Raw genomic sequence first — 16,546 nt, forward strand, 5'->3', positions numbered from 1 at the left:
CTTGACGAACGGCCGGGCGGTGTGCAAGGCGACCGGGAACCGGCCGACGCGCCACTACTGACCCGGGTACCAGCCGACCTGGATCAGCGGGTTGCCCCTCTTGCGTGACACGAAGGTGCCGCGTCCCGGCGGCATCGGACGGGCCCGTACGTTGCCCATGATGTCTCCCTCGCCCGGGCTGCCGGAGAGCACGACACCCTGGGCGCCAAGCTCCTTCATCCGCTGCATGAAGGGCTCGTACATGGCGCGGGACGCGCCGGCGGCGTTGCGCGCGACGATGAAGCGGACGCCGACGTCACGTGCGTACGGAAGCTGCTCGGCCAGCGACGCCAGGGGATTGCCCGAGTTGGTGGCGACCAGTTCGTAGTCGTCGATCACCACGAACAGCTGCGGACCCGACCACCAGCTGCGGTCACGCAGCTGCTGCGGTGTGATGTCCGGCTTCGGCGCACGCCGTTCCATCACCGTGGAGATCGCGTCCATGTGCATCTCCATGGCCGACGCCATCGGCGCGTACTCGAGCAGGTGGGACGCCGGGACCGCCTCCAGCATGGTGCGCCGGTAGTCACCCACTACGATGCGCGCCTGCTCAGGCGTGTACCGCTCGGCGATCTGCTTGGCGACGAGCCGCAGCAGGTTCGTCTTCCCGGACTCGCTCTCGCCGAACACCATCAGGAAGGGATCGGTCTCGAAGTCGACGAAGACCGGTTCCAGGTTCGTCTCGTCGATGCCGATCGCGATGCCGTGCTGGGGGTACTCGAAGCCCTTCGGCAACCGCTCCGCGGGCAGCCTGCGCGGCAGCAGACGGATCGTCGGAGCCGCCGGACCGGACCAGTTGCCCTTGACCGCCTGCACGAACGCGGAAACGCCGTCGGCGAGGTCGCCGGAGCTGCTGACCGAGTCGATCCGCGGCAGCGCCGTCATGAAGTGCAGCTTCTCCGGCACCTGGCCGCGGCCGGGCACCCCGGCCGGGACGTTGGCCGCGACCTTGCGGTCGAATTCGGAGTCCATCACATCGCCCAGTCGCAGCTCGAGGCGGCCGAGCATCTGGTCCTTGAGCGCCGCGCGCACCTCCATGTAGCGGGCGGCGGTGATGACGACGTGGATGCCGTAGCCCAGACCGCGGGCGGCGATGTCCGAGACGATGGGCTCCAGCATCTCGTAGTCGTTCTTGAATCCGCCCCAGCCGTCGATGACCAGGAAGACGTCCCCCCAGGCCTCGCCGGGCAGTTCACCCGCGGCACGCTTGCGCCGGTACGTCTGGATGGAGTCGATGCCGTTCGCCCGGAAGAACTCCTCACGCCTGTTCAGGACGCCCATGACCTCGGCCACGGCACGCCGCACCCGCTCGGGGTCGAGACGCGAGGCGATGCCGCCGACGTGCGGCAGGTCCGAGAGGGACGACAGACCGCCACCACCGAAGTCCAGTCCGTAGAACTGCACTTCGCTCGGCGTGTGGGTGAGGGCGAAGGAGGAGATCAGGGTGCGCATCAGCGTCGACTTGCCGGACTGCGGACCGCCGACCACCATCATGTGGCCCGCGGCACCGGAGAAGTCGCGGTACAGCACCTCACGCCGCTGCTCGAACGGCTTGTCGATCAGACCGAGCGGTACGACCAGACCACCCGGCCGGGTGTACTCGGTCGCGGTGAGTCCGCGATCCGCGGTGGGGGCGAGACCGGGCAGCAACTGGTCGAGTGTCGGGGCCTGGTCCAGCGGCGGCAGCCACACCTGGTGTGCCGGCACGCCCTGACCCTCCAGCCGGCGCACGATCACGTCGAGGACCGTGTCGGCGAGGGCCTCGTCGTCCGAACTGCTCGGTGCGGTGCCCGCCGACGGATCGGGGGCCGCGTACACGACCGGCACGGGAGCCGCGGTGAACAGCGCCGGACGCCGTTCGACGGACAGATGGCCCACCGAGAGGTCCGGACCACCGGTGCGGTACGTACCGGACACGTAGGCCGCCTTGAAGCGGGTCATCTCGTCCGTACCGAACTTCAGGTAGCCGGAACCGGGCACAGAAGGCAGGTGGTACGCGTCCGGCACGCCGATCGCCGTGCGGGACTCGGCCGCAGAGAAGGTACGAAGGCCGATCCGGTACGACAGGTAGGTGTCCAGACCGCGCAGCTTGCCCTCCTCCAGGCGCTGCGACGCGAGCAGCAGATGGACACCCAGCGAACGGCCGATGCGGCCGATCTGGATGAACATGTCGATGAAGTCCGGCTTGGCGGTAAGGAGTTCGGAGAACTCGTCGAGAACGAGCACGAGCGAGGCGAGCGGCTCGAGCGCGGCGCCGGCCGCGCGGGCCTTCTCGTAGTCGTGGATGTTCGCGTAGTTGCCCGACTTGTGGAGCAGTTCCTGGCGGCGCTGCAGTTCACCGCGGATCGCGTCGCCCATGCGGTCGACCAGCGTCAGGTCGTCCGACAGGTTGGTGATCACCGCCGCGACGTGCGGCATCTGCGACATGCCCGCGAACGTCGCACCACCTTTGAAGTCCGCGAGGACGAAGTTGAGCGTCTCGGACGAGTGGGTGACCGCGAGCCCGAGGACCAGGGTGCGCAGCAGCTCCGACTTGCCGGAACCGGTGGCACCGACGCACAGGCCGTGCGGGCCCATGCCCTCCTGCGCGGCCTCTTTGAGGTCCAGCATGACCGGCTGGCCGTCCTCGCCCACGCCGATGGGCACACGCAGCCGTTCCGCCACGGAACGGGGCCGCCAGGTTCGGGCCACGTCGATTCCCGCGGCGTCGCCGAGATTCAGCAGATCGGTGAAGTCGAGGTTGGAGAGCAGCGGTTCGTCGTCGTCTCCGCCACCCATGCGCAGCGGAGCGAGCTGACGGGCGAGCGCCTCGGCCGCCGGCAGCGAGATGCCGTCGGGAATCCCCTCGTACGCCACCCGGGAGCCCGACTCCAGCCGGAGCCTGCCCGGCCGCACGACGACGGACAGTCCGCCGCGGGGCTCGTCCAGATCGCCGGAGACGACCTCGACGATGGTGACGCCCTGCAGGCCCTCCGCCGCCGCGAACAGGGAGTCCGGCGGCACCATCCCGCCATCGAGCACGACGACTATGTGGGGCTGGTCCATCACGGGCTGGTTCTCGCGGCTGAAGCGCGGCCGGCCGTCGAGCCGGCTGTGCAGCAACTGCTCCAGCTCACCGAGGTCGTCGCCGAACAGACGCTTGGTGCCGGCGCCGTCCACCTGACCGGGCACCTGGGTGTGCGGGAGCCACTTCGTCCAGTCCCAGCGGGCGACCGCGCCGGGCGCCGCCACCACAGCCAGCATCAGGTCGTCGGGCGAGTGCAGCGTCACCAGTTGGGAGACGAGCGCACGGGCCGTCGACTGCGCCGACTCGGGCTCGCCCGAGACCGTCACGTGATAGAAGGCGCGCATCGAGACGGCCATCGGCAGGCCGTCCAGCGAGCCGTGAGCAGCCAGGAACTGCTGCATCGCACCGGCCGCCAGCGGCTCCAGCTCGTCGACCGGCGCCGTGTCCGGAGCGATCAGCGGCGTCGCGAGCTGCTGCGCGCCCAGGCCGACACGGACCTGGGCGAAGTCCTTGTCGCCCACCCGTCGTTCCCACAGGCGGGACCCTTCGGCCACCACCGACCACAACTGCTCGGGGGAGGGGTGCAGATAGAGCTGCGCGTCGCGCTGCTTACGCGCTGTCTTGCGCACCGTACGCCGCGTCTGTGCGAGGTATTTGAGGTAGTCACGACGGACATCGGCCATTTGCCCCTGCGTACCGCGGCGGTACCTGACGACCTGTGCCACGACCATCGCGACCGTCGAGACCAGCATCAGCACACCCATGATGCGCATGAACGGAGGTGCCTGCGGCGAGAAGAAGAAGACCACGGAGGAGCCCATGCCGAGAACCGGCAGGATCTGCATCAGCATGCCCTCCTGCTGGCCTCGCGGCAGCTCTGGAGGCGCCTCCAGAACCAGTTCCCCTGTGGGAACTTCGGGCGGCAGGGACCTCGGCGGGCGTTTCACGACGATCTGGCTCACCGGAGCATCAATCCCTCGAGACGGACGGAAGACGGATGGGCCGGTTCCGCCACCGACGCCCCCGGGACCGGGTGATCGGCGCGCTCCCCTCCGCGCGACGGTGATCCTACTTGCAGACCGGTCCCACGTGTCCCGGTAGGGTGGCGCGCGCATCGTGCGCAACCGCGAATCAGGGGGTCCACACACGTGAGTACGACCGCAGCGACCGGCTTCTGCCGCGTCACCGTTGTGGCGCCGGACAGCCGTATCGATGTCGCCCTCCCCGAGGACATCGCCGTTGCCGACGTCTATCCGGAGATCCTGCGCCTGACCGGACAGACGCAGGCGGCGGGCGCACCCACCGGGTATCACCTGGTGCGCAGGGACGGCACGGTCCTCGACGGCGCACGGTCCCTCGCCGCCCAACGGGTGCTCGACGGCGACGTGTTGAGCCTGCGTCCGTTCGCCGACTCCCTGCCCCCGGCGGTCTTCGACGACGTCTCGGACGCCGTGGCGTCCGCCGTGGTCCGCGACCGTCACCTGTGGAGCGACGACCTGCTGCGCGGAGCCGGCCTCGTCGGCGGCGTGCTGCTGCTCGTCCTGATGGGCTTCGTGCTGTGGTTCGCCGATCCGGTCCGCCACGACATGCACAGCCTGCCGGGCATCATCGCGGGCGCCGCCGGCGTGCTGCTCACGGCCTTCGCCGGTGTGCGGGCACGCGTCTACGCCGACCGCGGCACGGCCGTGGCCCTCGGACTCGGGGCGCTGCCGCTCCTGCTCATCGCCGGCTCCGGAATCATCGGCCCCGACCCGGGCCACGGCCCCGGCCGGCTGCAGTTCCTCCTCGGCTGTGTGACCGTGCTGATCGCCTCGGTGGCCCTCGTCGCCCTCACTCCGAGCGGCGACGCCCCGTTCGTCGCGGCCACGTTCCTGGCCGTCACCGGCACCGCCGCCACCTTCCTGGCGATCATGACGGAGTGGTCCGCGACCGGAACGGCAGCCGTCGTGGTGCCGGTCGCCATCGGCCTGGTGGCCTTCCTGCCCGGCCTCTCCGCCCGCTTCGCCCGCCTCCCCATCGGCTACGCCGCGCCCCGCAGCGCCGCCGACGAGTTCGAGGGCGACGGCTACACGGACCCGAACGAGCTGCCGGAGGCAGAGCCGGTCGACGCCGAGCGGATCGCCGCCCAGGCCCGCCGCGGCCACGAGATGCTGCTCGGCCTCGTCGGCGGCTGCGCCGCGGTCGTCGTCGGCTGCGCCGCCGTGCTCGGCTTCTCCAGCAACGTCTGGGGGCAGTTCCTGGCCCTGGCCGCGGGCCTCGCGATGCTGCTGCGCGCCCGTCTCTTCCGCTACACCTCGCAGGTCTCCTGCACCCTGGTGGCGGGCATCGCGGCCATCGCCCTGCTGGTTCTCGGGCTGTCCCTGAACCCGCCGGTCGACCTGATGAAGGACTTCCTGATGTACGGCGACCGGGGCGGCCTGGACATCCGTACGATCTGGCTCACGGCCGCCGTGGCCGCCGGTGCCGCGCTGATCACGGCGATCGGACTGGTCATCCCCAAGAAGGGCCTCTCTCCCTTCTGGGGCCGTCTCCTGGACATCACCGAGGGCGCCGTGCTGCTCTCCCTGGTCCCGCTCTGCCTTGCCGTCCTGGACGTCTACAACGCGGCCCGCTCGCTCACCAGCTAGCCGGGGGCCCGGCCGACGAGGGCTGCGCCGGGCGGGCTCCGGCCGGGCGGGCTCCGGCAGGCTGGTACGCTGTGTAACGGCCGATTGTGTATGCGATCCCCGGAGTCCTGCGGATTCCGGAGTGCAGCGCCCATCGGACCTCCGCCTCCGAGTCACGGAAGCTCCCCTGAGACAGAGACCAGGGGCACTCGCGGGCGCATCGAAACCATGAGGAGTACCGAGTGTCTCTCGACGCCGCTACGAAGAAGCAGATCATCACCGAGTTCGGCACCAAGGAGGGCGACACCGGCTCCCCCGAGGTCCAGGTTGCGATGCTCACCCGCCGCATCTCGGACCTGACCGAGCACCTCAAGACGCACAAGCACGACCACCACTCCCGTCGTGGTCTGCTGATCCTGGTCGGCCAGCGCCGCCGCCTGCTGCAGTACCTGGCCAAGAAGGACATTCAGCGCTTCCGTGCGCTGGTGGACCGGCTCGGTATCCGCCGCGGTGCTGCCGGCGGTGCCAAGTAAGACGCCGTGAAGGGAGCGGTTCCCATTCTTAGGGGGCCGCTCCCTTTGCTGTACGTGCGCGATGTACCGGACGCCAATTAGTCTGGTCGCACAACGACACACAGAACGCGCGAGAAGCCGCCTCCTCGCCGCCGGTCCTCGGTAGTGGCCCCCGGACAGATCACCCCGGGTGCTTCGATCGAAGACCGGCCCGCACGCAAGGCGCGCTTCTCCGCCACGGTCCCCGGCCACACGGGCGCGGGGACGAAAAGACGAATGTAGGAGAAACCGCTGGTGGAGAACGAGACCCACTACGCCGAGGCCGTCATCGACAACGGCGCCTTCGGTACCCGCACCATCCGCTTCGAGACGGGCCGCCTGGCCAAGCAGGCCGCCGGTTCCGCCGTGGCGTACCTGGACGACGACACCATGGTGCTGTCGGCCACCACCGCTTCGAAGAAGCCCAAGGACCAGCTCGACTTCTTCCCCCTCACGGTGGACGTCGAGGAGCGGATGTACGCAGCCGGCAAGATCCCCGGCTCCTTCTTCCGCCGTGAGGGCCGGCCCTCCGAGGACGCGATCCTCACCTGCCGCCTGATCGACCGCCCGCTGCGCCCCTCCTTCAAGAAGGGCCTGCGCAACGAGATCCAGATCGTCGAGACGATCATGGCTCTCAACCCCGACCACCTGTACGACGTGGTCGCCATCAACGCCGCCTCCTGCTCCACGCAGCTGGCCGGCCTGCCCTTCTCCGGCCCGATCGGCGGCACCCGTGTCGCCCTGATCAAGGGCCAGTGGGTCGCGTTCCCGACGCACACCGAGCTCGAGGACGCCGTCTTCGACATGGTGGTCGCGGGCCGCGTCCTCGAGGACGGCGACGTCGCGATCATGATGGTCGAGGCCGAGGCCACCGAGAAGACGATCGAGCTCGTCAAGGGCGGCGCCGAGGCGCCGACCGAGGAGGTCGTCGCCGCGGGCCTCGAGGCCGCGAAGCCCTTCATCAAGGTCCTCTGCAAGGCACAGTCGGACCTCGCCGCCAAGGCTGCCAAGCCCACCGGCGAGTTCCCGGTCTTCCTCGACTACCAGGACGACGTCCTGGAGGCGCTGACCGCCGCCGTCAAGAGCGAGCTCGCCCAGGCGCTGACCATCGCCGGCAAGCAGGAGCGCGAGACCGAGCTCGACCGCATCAAGGAGCTCGCCGCCGAGAAGCTCCTCCCGGCCTTCGAGGGCCGCGAGAAGGAGATCTCGGGCGCCTACCGCGCGCTGACCAAGAAGCTGGTCCGCGAGCGGATCATCAAGGACAAGGTCCGCATCGACGGCCGTGGCATCACGGACATCCGTACGCTCGCGGCCGAGGTCGAGGCCATCCCGCGTGTGCACGGTTCCGCGCTGTTCGAGCGTGGCGAGACCCAGATCCTGGGCGTCACCACCCTGAACATGCTCCGCATGGAGCAGCAGCTGGACACCCTCTCCCCGGTGACCCGCAAGCGCTACATGCACAACTACAACTTCCCGCCGTACTCCGTCGGTGAGACCGGCCGCGTGGGCTCGCCCAAGCGCCGCGAGATCGGCCACGGAGCGCTCGCCGAGCGCGCCATCGTGCCGGTGCTGCCGACGCGCGAGGAGTTCCCCTACGCGATCCGCCAGGTCTCCGAGGCGCTGGGCTCCAACGGCTCGACGTCCATGGGCTCGGTCTGCGCCTCCACCATGTCGCTGCTGAACGCCGGTGTGCCGCTCAAGGCCCCCGTCGCCGGTATCGCCATGGGCCTGATCTCCGAGCAGATCGACGGCGAGACGCACTACGTCGCCCTCACCGACATCCTCGGTGCGGAGGACGCCTTCGGTGACATGGACTTCAAGGTCGCCGGCACCAAGACCTTCGTCACCGCGCTGCAGCTCGACACCAAGCTCGACGGCATCCCCGCCTCGGTCCTGGCCGCCGCGCTGAAGCAGGCCCGTGACGCGCGTCTGCACATCCTCGACGTGATGAACGAGGCGATCGACGTTCCGGACGAGATGTCCCCGAACGCGCCGCGCATCATCACCGTCAAGATCCCGGTGGACAAGATCGGTGAGGTCATCGGCCCCAAGGGCAAGATGATCAACCAGATCCAGGAGGACACCGGCGCCGACATCACGATCGAGGACGACGGCACCATCTACATCGGTGCCGCCGACGGTCCGGCCGCCGAGGCCGCCCGCGCCACGATCAACGGCATCGCCAACCCGACCATGCCGGAGGTCGGCGAGCGTTACCTGGGCACCGTCGTGAAGACGACGACCTTCGGTGCGTTCGTGTCCCTGCTCCCGGGCAAGGACGGCCTGCTGCACATCTCGCAGATCCGCAAGCTCGCCGGCGGCAAGCGCGTGGAGAACGTCGAGGACGTGCTCGCCGTGGGCTCCAAGGTCCAGGTCGAGATCGCCGAGATCGACTCGCGCGGCAAGCTCTCCCTCATCCCCGTGGTCGAGGGTGAAGAGGGCGACGAGACGAAGGACGACGCTGCCAAGTGACGTCCCGTAGTTCACAGGCGACGGCCCGCACCTCCTCGGAGGCGCGGGCCGTCGCCCGTACCCAAACCCTCCTCAAGGGCAAGGACGGCATCGGCACCGTCCGGCGCACCACTCTCCCCGGCGGTCTGCGCGTCGTCACCGAGACGCTGCCCTCCGTACGGTCCGCCACCTTCGGCATCTGGGCGAACGTCGGCTCACGCGACGAGACGCCCTCCCTCGGCGGCGCGACGCACTACCTCGAGCACCTCCTGTTCAAGGGCACCCGCAAGCGGTCCGCCCTCGACATCTCCGCCGCGATCGACGCGGTCGGCGGCGAGATGAACGCCTTCACGGCCAAGGAGTACACCTGCTACTACGCGCGGGTGCTCGACACCGATCTGCCGCTCGCCATCGACGTGGTCTGCGACATGCTCACCGGCTCGCTGATCCTTCAGGAGGACGTCGACGCGGAGCGCGGCGTCATCCTCGAGGAGATCGCGATGACCGAGGACGACCCCGGCGACTGTGTGCACGACGTGTTCGCGCACACCATGTTCGGCGACACGCCCCTGGGCCGCCCGGTGCTCGGCACCGTCGACACCGTGAACGCCCTGACCGCGGACCGGGTGCGGCGCTTCTACAAGAAGCACTACGACCCGACCCACCTCGTCGTCGCGGCCGCGGGCAACATCGACCACGCCACGGTCGTGCGCCAGGTCCGCCGCGCCTTCGACAAGGCTGGCGCACTCTCCCGTACGGACGCCGTCCCCACACCGCCCCGCGACGGCAGCCGCGCGCTGCGCACCGCGGGCAAGGTCGAGCTGCAGAACCGCAGGACGGAACAGGCCCATGTCGTACTCGGCGTGCCGGGCCTCGCCCGTACCGACGAGCGGCGCTGGGCGCTCGGCGTCCTGAACACGGCGCTCGGCGGCGGTATGTCCTCCCGCCTCTTCCAGGAGGTCCGGGAGAAGCGCGGCCTCGCCTACAGCGTGTACTCGTACACCTCCGGCTTCGCCGACACCGGCCTGTTCGGCGTCTACGCCGGCTGCCGGCCCAGCCAGGTCCACGACGTGCTCAAGATCTGCCGGGACGAGCTCGACCGGGTCGCCTCCGACGGCCTGCCCGACGAGGAGATCGAGCGCGCCATCGGGCAGCTCTCCGGCTCCACGGTCCTCGGCCTGGAGGACACCGGCGCGCTGATGAACCGCATCGGCAAGAGCGAGCTGTGCTGGGGCTCCCAGATGTCGGTCGACGAGATGCTCGCCCGCATATCGGCCGTCACCCCCGACGAGGTGCGCGCGGTGGCCGGCGAGGTGCTGGGACAGCGCCCGTCGCTGTCGGTCATCGGCCCGCTCAAGGACAAGCAGGCGGACCGCCTCCACGAAGCGGTCTCCTAGGAACGAGGGAAGTTAGCGATGAGCAAGCTGCGCGTGGCCGTCCTGGGCGCCAAGGGCCGTATCGGCTCCGAAGCCGTACGCGCCGTCGAGGCCGCGGAGGACATGGAACTGGTGGCGGCGCTCGGCCGCGGCGACAAGCTGGAGACCCTTGTGGACTCTGGCACCCAGGTCGTCGTCGAGCTCACCACCCCGGCCTCCGTGATGGGCAACCTGGACTTCTGCGTACGCCACGGCATGCACGCGGTCGTCGGCACCACCGGCTGGACCGACGACCGCCTGGCGCAGCTGAACACCTCGCTCGCCGCCTCCCCGGAGACAGGCGTGCTCATCGCGCCCAACTTCTCCATCGGCGCGGTCCTCACCATGAAGTTCGCCCAGCAGGCCGCTCGTTACTACGAGTCGGTCGAGGTCGTCGAGCTGCACCACCCGAACAAGGCCGACGCCCCCTCCGGCACCGCCACCCGCACGGCCCAGCTCATCGCCGCGGCCCGCGCCGAGGCGGGCTGCGCGCCGCAGCCCGACGCCACGGTCACCGCCCTCGAGGGCGCGCGGGGCGCGGACGTCGACGGCATCCCGGTGCACGCCATCCGGCTGCGCGGGCTCCTGGCCCATCAGGAGGTGCTGCTCGGCGGCGAGGGCGAGACCCTGACCATCCGTCATGACTCCCTGCACCACAGCAGCTTCATGCCCGGCATCCTGCTCGGCGTCCGCCGCGTGGTGTCCGCTCCCGGCCTCACGTTCGGCCTGGAGAACTTCCTCGACCTCGGCTGAAGCGGACCATGCGCGCAAAGATCACGTACTTCGTCACGGCTGCCGTCCTGGTCGTCTACTTCGTCCTCGTCGGCAGCCGGGGTGTGATGCTGCTGAAGCAGGGCACCGCGCTGACCGTCACGTTCGGTGTCGCGGTGCTGATCCTGCCGGTGATCGGCGTCTGGTTCCTGTGGATGAACACCCGTTTCGTCAACCGCGCCAACCAGCTGGCGGCCGAACTGGAGGCCGAGGGCGGGCTGCCCGTCGACGAGCTGGTCCGTACGCCCGGCGGGCGCATCGACCGTGACTCCGCGGACGCCGTGTTCGCCAAGCGGCGCGCGGAGACGGAGGACTCTCCCGGCGACTGGCGCTGCTGGTTCCGGCTGGCCGTCGCCTATCACGACGCCCGTGACACACCGCGGGCCCGCCGCGCGATGCAGCGCGCGATCGCGCTGCACGACGGCAGGCCCGTCCCGAACTGATTCCGGCGCCGACAGGCGGCGGGTGAGCGGAGGGTCAGCCGGCTCGGTACTCCGCGCCCCACGCCTCCACGGTGTCCGCGGCGCGGTCGAAGGCTTCCGGCCGTGACAGGAAGTCGGCGCTGTGGTCGGTGAGCAGCGTGAGCGGCTCCCCGCCCGGGCGGGCGGCCACGAGTGCCTGGCCCTGCACCGTACGGGGCAGGCCCAGCCAGCGCACCGGCTGCTGCACGGTGCGCAGTTCCGAGGTACGGCGCCACGGGACGGTGGTCGTCGCGAAGAAGGCCACGCGCCGCAGGCCGTGCCGGCTGACCCAGACCCCCATGCGCAGCAGCCGCAGCGCGGCCGTGATCAACACGAGGCCGAGCACGAAGCACGCCCCGGCGCCCGGCAGGGCACCCGCGAAGGCGATGATCACGCCCGCGATCAGCACGAACGAGGCGAGCAGCAACAGCAGGGCGGCAGCCCCGACCCGCCATGGGCCGGGCCGGTACGGACGCCGCCACTGGTCGTGATCGTCGAAAGGCAGCGCGACGTCGTCCTCTTGCGTGTCAAAAGCACGGTCGGCCGTCAGAAAGGGCAGGGGCACGACTGATCCTCACTCACCAGCACACTCGGTTGGGCTGTGCCCGGTGAGGCTACCGAGGCCGCCGGGCGCCGACCACCCCAGGGGGCCGTGGGGGCCGGTCCGTGCCGCCCGGCGGCGACGGCCTCAGCGGTTCTGGGACGCTTCGGACTTCTTGGGATGCGAGGGCGTGCTGCCCGCATCCAGCGCCGGCAGCCCGAAGAGCAGCGAACCCACCAGGCCGGCCACGACGGTCAGCCCGACAAGCACCCGTCCCGCGAGCTCTGAACGGCTGGGGCGGACGGGGGGAGGGGGAGTGACGTTACTGCGAAAGGCATCGGCCTCGGCGACGAACGCGAAGGGGACGGCCTCTCGCCGGGGGGCACCGCCCAGCGATGGCTGGGGGAGGGACATCAGGGACTCTCCTGTGACTCGTGACGGAACGGCTGCGTGGTTGAACACCGCTACTCGTACAGACGAGCGCAGACGTCATTTGGTGCCCGAATTCCCCGAATTGACCAAAGGACACCTCGAACGGACGGCATGGTCGGCGCTGTCGGTACCGCGCCGTAGAGTGGGCGCCGCCCGAGCGATGCAGATGGAAGGACCCGCCGGTGAGTGAGACCCCCGCAGAGATGGCCAAGCCCAGCTTCCGAAGCGACGTGACCGTCGAGTTGGTGAAGCACACCGCCGGAGACTCCGACGTGCTGTGGGCCGCCCGTGTCTCCACCGCGGGCGAGCAGTCCCTCGAGGAGCTCTCGAAGGACCCGGAGCGCTCCAAGGGCCTGATCAACTACTTGATGCGCGACCGCCACGGAAGCCCGTTCGAGCACAACTCGATGACGTTCTTCATCAGCGCCCCGATCTTCGTCTTCCGTGAGTTCATGCGGCACCGCGCCGGCTGGTCGTACAACGAGGAGTCCGGTCGCTACCGCCGCCTCGAGCCGGTCTTCTACATCCCGGACGCCGAGCGCAAGCTCGTCCAGGAGGGCCGCCCGGGGAAGTACGTCTTCGTCGAGGGCACCCAGGCCCAGCAGGAGCTGACCGGCCGCGTGATGGCCGACTCCTACGCCCATGCGTACGAGGCGTACGTGGAGATGCTCGACGCCGGCGTCGCCCGCGAGGTGGCCAGGTCCGTTCTGCCGGTCGGTATGTACTCCTCGATGTACGCGACCTGCAATGCCCGCTCGCTGATGCACTTCCTCGGCCTGCGCACCCAGCACGAGCTGGCGAAGGTCCCGTCCTTCCCGCAGCGTGAGATCGAAATGGTCGGCGAGAAGATGGAACAGCACTGGGCGAAGCTCATGCCGCTCACATACGCCGCATTCAACGCCAACGGACGCATCGCACCGTAGTAGGGCACACATGTACGGCGGACCCGGACGAGGTGTCCGTATTGCGGCGTTTCGAGAAGTTCATCTAGGCTGATCAAACGGACCCGGCACTGCTTGAACCCCCGAGCAGGCAGTGCCGGGCTCCGCATGCCACGTCGTACGTCACGTCCCCCAAGGGGGCATCGGGCGATGAGCAGCGAGTAGCGTGTTACCCATGGCTCCGATCTCCACTCCGCAGACCCCCTTCGGGCGGGTCCTCACCGCCATGGTCACGCCCTTCACGGCGGACGGCGCACTTGATCTCGCGGGCGCCCAGCAGCTGGCGGCCCATCTGGTGGACGCAGGCAACGACGGCCTGGTCGTCAACGGCACCACCGGCGAGTCGCCCACCACCAGCGACGCGGAGAAAGACCAGCTCGTACGGGCAGTACTGGAAGCGGTCGGAGACCGGGCCCATGTCGTCGCCGGTATCGGCACGAACGACACCCGCCACAGCATCGAGCTCGCCCGCGCCGCCGAACGGGCCGGCGCGCACGGCCTGCTCGCCGTCACGCCGTATTACAACAAGCCCCCTCAGGAGGGCCTGCTCCGCCACTTCACGGCCATCGCGGACGCGACCGCGCTGCCCGTGATGCTGTACGACATCCCCGGTCGCAGCGGCGTGCCGATCGACACGGAGACGATCGTCCGTCTCGCCGAGCACCCGCGGATCGTCGCCAACAAGGACGCCAAGGGCGACCTCGGCCGCGCCAGCTGGGCCATCGCCCGCAGCGGGCTCGCCTGGTACTCGGGCGACGACATGCTCAACCTGCCGCTGCTCTCCGTCGGCGCCTGCGGCTTCGTCTCCGTCGTGGGCCACGTCGTCACGCCCGAGTTGCGTGCGCTGCTCGACGCCCACCGCGGCGGTGACGTCCAGAAGGCGACGGAGATCCACCAGAAGCTGCTGCCGGTGTTCACCGGCATGTTCCGCACCCAGGGCGTCATCACGACCAAGGCGGCGCTGGCCCTCCAGGGCCTGCCCGCCGGTCCGCTCCGGCTTCCCCTCGTCGAGCTCTCGCCGGAAGAAACCGCCCAGCTCAAGGTCGACCTGGCAGCCGGCGGGGTAGAGCTCTGAACAGACTTCACAACTGAATAGACGAACCGGCCGACGAGACCGAGACCGGCCGACCCACTGCGGTCGGCCGACGGACCCGGCCGGACACAGACAACAGCAAGTGCACGAATGTCATGTACGCCACGTGCCCCCGCGGCAGGTGGCGTACATGGTGAGGAGAGTCTTTTGAGTCATCCGCATCCTGAACTCGGCGCGCCGCCCAAGCTGCCGAAGGGCGGCCTGCGCGTCACCCCGCTCGGCGGTCTCGGTGAGATCGGCCGGAACATGACCGTCTTCGAATACGGCGGCCGGCTGCTCATCGTCGACTGCGGCGTCCTCTTCCCCGAGGAGGAGCAGCCCGGCATCGACCTGATCCTGCCGGACTTCACCACCATCAGGGACCGCCTCGACGACATCGACGGCATCGTGCTCACGCACGGCCACGAGGACCACATCGGCGGTGTCCCGTACCTGCTCCGGCTGAAGCCGGACATCCCGCTGATCGGCTCCAAGCTGACCCTCGCGCTGATCGAGGCCAAGCTCCAGGAGCACCGGATCCGCCCCTACACCCTCGAGGTGACCGAGGGGCACCGTGAGCGCATCGGCCCCTTCGACTGCGAGTTCATCGCGGTCAACCACTCCATCCCGGACGCTCTGGCGGTCGCCATCCGCACCCCTGCGGGCATGGTCGTCCACACCGGTGACTTCAAGATGGACCAGCTCCCGCTGGACCGGCGCCTCACCGACCTGCATGCCTTCGCGCGGCTGAGCGAGGAGGGCATCGACCTCCTGCTCTCCGACTCGACGAACGCCGAGGTGCCGGGATTCGTCCCGCCCGAGCGCGACATCTCGAACGTCCTGCGCACGGTCTTCGCCAACGCGCAGAAGCGGATCATCGTGGCCAGCTTCGCCAGCCACGTCCATCGCATCCAGCAGATCCTCGACGCGGCCCACGAGTACGGCAGGCGCGTGGCCTTCGTCGGGCGTTCGATGGTCCGGAACATGGGCATCGCCCGGGACCTCGGCTATCTGCGGATCCCGGCCGGCCTGGTCGTCGACGTGAAGACCCTCGACGATCTTCCCGACCACGAGGTCGTGCTCGTCTGTACCGGCTCCCAGGGTGAGCCGATGGCCGCTCTCTCCCGGATGGCCAACCGCGATCACCAGATCCGCATCGTCCAGGGCGACACCGTCATCCTGGCCTCGTCCCTGATCCCGGGGAACGAGAACGCGGTGTACCGCGTGATCAACGGCCTGACCCGCTGGGGCGCGAACGTCGTCCACAAGGGCAACGCCAAGGTCCATGTCTCGGGCCACGCGTCGGCCGGCGAGCTGCTGTACTTCTACAACATCTGCAAGCCGAAGAACCTGATGCCGGTCCACGGCGAATGGCGCCACCTGCGTGCCAACGCGGAGCTCGGCGCCCTGACGGGTGTCCCCAAGGACCGGATCGTGATCGCCGAGGACGGCGTGGTCGTCGACCTGATCGACGGCAAGGCCAAGATCGTCGGCAAGGTGCAGGCCGGTTATGTGTACGTCGACGGTCTCTCCGTCGGAGACGTCACGGAGCCCGCGCTCAAGGACCGCCGCATCCTCGGTGAAGAAGGCATCATCTCGGTCTTCCTCGTCGTCGACAGCACGACGGGCAAGGTCGTGGGCGGGCCGAACATCCACGCCCGGGGCTCGGGCATCGAGGACTCGACGTTCTCGGCGGTCATGCCGAAGATCGAGGACGCGATCGCCAAGGCGGCCTCCGACGGCGTCGCCGAGCCGCACCAGTTGCAGCAGCTCGTGCGTCGCACGGTGGGCAAGTGGGTCTCCGACACCTACCGCCGGCGTCCGATGATCCTCCCGGTCGTCGTCGAGGTCTGACGCCCTCCGACGCGCCAACTCCGGAGCGGGGCCCCCGATTTGCATCGGGGCGCTCCGCTCCAGTACGTTTACGTCTCCGCCCGATCGGGAACCCCGCACACTCATGCGTGCTGTGTGGTGCCCGCAGGGGGCGGGGAATTCCGACTCAGAACTTCTGATAAAGTCGGAGCCGCCGGAAAGGGAAACGCGAAAGCGCAGAACTGAAAGGCAAAACCCGCCGGCCGGGAATCGGACACGAAAGAGTCTGATAGAGTCGGAAACGCAAGACCGAAGGGAAGCGCCCGGAGGAAAGCCCCAGAAAATGTTCTGCGGGTGAGTACAAAGGAAGCGTCCGTTCCTTGAGAACTCAACAGTGTGCCAAAAATCAACGCCAGATATGTTGATACCCCGTCCATCTTCGGATGG

12 protein-coding genes are annotated in these 16,546 nt (G+C 69.2%); 9 read left to right on the forward strand and 3 right to left on the reverse strand.

Annotation, left to right across the window (positions count from 1 at the left end; translation table 11 throughout):
• Window positions 1-54: 54 nt before the first annotated feature.
• On the reverse strand, window positions 55-4,008 hold the full coding sequence (gene eccCa / locus ACIPJI_RS35950; RefSeq protein ID WP_356622183.1) for a type VII secretion protein EccCa: 3,954 nt from the start codon (window positions 4,006-4,008) through the stop codon (window positions 55-57).
• 186 nt (window positions 4,009-4,194) lie between these two features.
• Between eccCa and eccD the strand changes: the two genes are divergently transcribed.
• The 6 genes from eccD (at window position 4,195) to ACIPJI_RS35980 (ending at window position 11,283) form a co-directional block, all read left to right on the forward strand.
• A complete protein-coding gene (gene eccD, locus ACIPJI_RS35955; protein ID WP_402251147.1) occupies window positions 4,195-5,673 on the forward strand; it encodes a type VII secretion integral membrane protein EccD in 1,479 nt (492 codons plus the stop codon).
• Between the two features lie 221 nt (window positions 5,674-5,894).
• Window positions 5,895-6,185: a 30S ribosomal protein S15 gene (gene rpsO / locus ACIPJI_RS35960; RefSeq protein WP_307708592.1), complete on the forward strand. Its 291-nt coding sequence runs from the start codon at window positions 5,895-5,897 to the stop codon at window positions 6,183-6,185.
• A gap of 273 nt (window positions 6,186-6,458) precedes the next feature.
• Window positions 6,459-8,675, forward strand: a complete 2,217-nt coding sequence (locus tag ACIPJI_RS35965; RefSeq protein WP_307708593.1) for a polyribonucleotide nucleotidyltransferase — start codon at window positions 6,459-6,461, stop codon at window positions 8,673-8,675.
• Window positions 8,672-10,051 carry a M16 family metallopeptidase gene (locus tag ACIPJI_RS35970; RefSeq protein ID WP_402251150.1) on the forward strand — a complete coding sequence of 460 codons (1,380 nt, stop codon included), beginning with the start codon at window positions 8,672-8,674 and terminating at the stop codon, window positions 10,049-10,051. Before ACIPJI_RS35965 ends, ACIPJI_RS35970 begins: the two co-directional genes overlap by 4 nt.
• Before the next feature lie 18 nt (window positions 10,052-10,069).
• On the forward strand, window positions 10,070-10,822 hold the full coding sequence (gene dapB / locus ACIPJI_RS35975) for a 4-hydroxy-tetrahydrodipicolinate reductase (protein WP_189473290.1): 753 nt from the start codon (window positions 10,070-10,072) through the stop codon (window positions 10,820-10,822).
• 8 nt (window positions 10,823-10,830) lie between these two features.
• Window positions 10,831-11,283, forward strand: a complete 453-nt coding sequence (locus ACIPJI_RS35980; protein WP_005311182.1) for a tetratricopeptide repeat protein — start codon at window positions 10,831-10,833, stop codon at window positions 11,281-11,283.
• 34 nt (window positions 11,284-11,317) lie between these two features.
• Here the strand turns inward: ACIPJI_RS35980 and ACIPJI_RS35985 are convergent, their stop codons facing one another.
• Both ACIPJI_RS35985 and ACIPJI_RS35990 read right to left on the reverse strand, forming a co-directional pair.
• Entirely contained in the window at window positions 11,318-11,866 is a 549-nt protein-coding gene (locus tag ACIPJI_RS35985; RefSeq protein WP_356622181.1) for a hypothetical protein, read from the reverse strand.
• Window positions 11,867-11,989: 123 nt separating this feature from the next.
• Complete coding sequence (locus ACIPJI_RS35990) at window positions 11,990-12,256, reverse strand: hypothetical protein (RefSeq protein ID WP_402251153.1); 267 nt, start codon at window positions 12,254-12,256, stop codon at window positions 11,990-11,992.
• 200 nt (window positions 12,257-12,456) lie between these two features.
• Here ACIPJI_RS35990 and thyX point away from each other — a divergent pair, with 200 nt between their 5' ends.
• The 3 genes from thyX to ACIPJI_RS36005 all read left to right on the forward strand — a co-directional run bounded on the left by thyX (window position 12,457) and on the right by ACIPJI_RS36005 (window position 16,141).
• Window positions 12,457-13,197: an FAD-dependent thymidylate synthase gene (gene thyX, locus ACIPJI_RS35995; protein WP_356622179.1), complete on the forward strand. Its 741-nt coding sequence runs from the start codon at window positions 12,457-12,459 to the stop codon at window positions 13,195-13,197.
• Window positions 13,198-13,390: 193 nt separating this feature from the next.
• Window positions 13,391-14,290 (forward strand): 4-hydroxy-tetrahydrodipicolinate synthase, encoded by a 900-nt coding sequence (dapA, locus tag ACIPJI_RS36000; RefSeq protein ID WP_402251155.1) that lies wholly within the window; start codon window positions 13,391-13,393, stop codon window positions 14,288-14,290.
• 165 nt (window positions 14,291-14,455) lie between these two features.
• Entirely contained in the window at window positions 14,456-16,141 is a 1,686-nt protein-coding gene (locus ACIPJI_RS36005) for a ribonuclease J (RefSeq protein ID WP_356622178.1), read from the forward strand.
• The last annotated feature ends 405 nt before the right edge of the window (window positions 16,142-16,546 follow it).

Origin of the sequence: Streptomyces sp. NPDC086835 (assembly GCF_044745705.1) — a bacterium.
Lineage (GTDB): Bacteria > Actinomycetota > Actinomycetes > Streptomycetales > Streptomycetaceae > Streptomyces.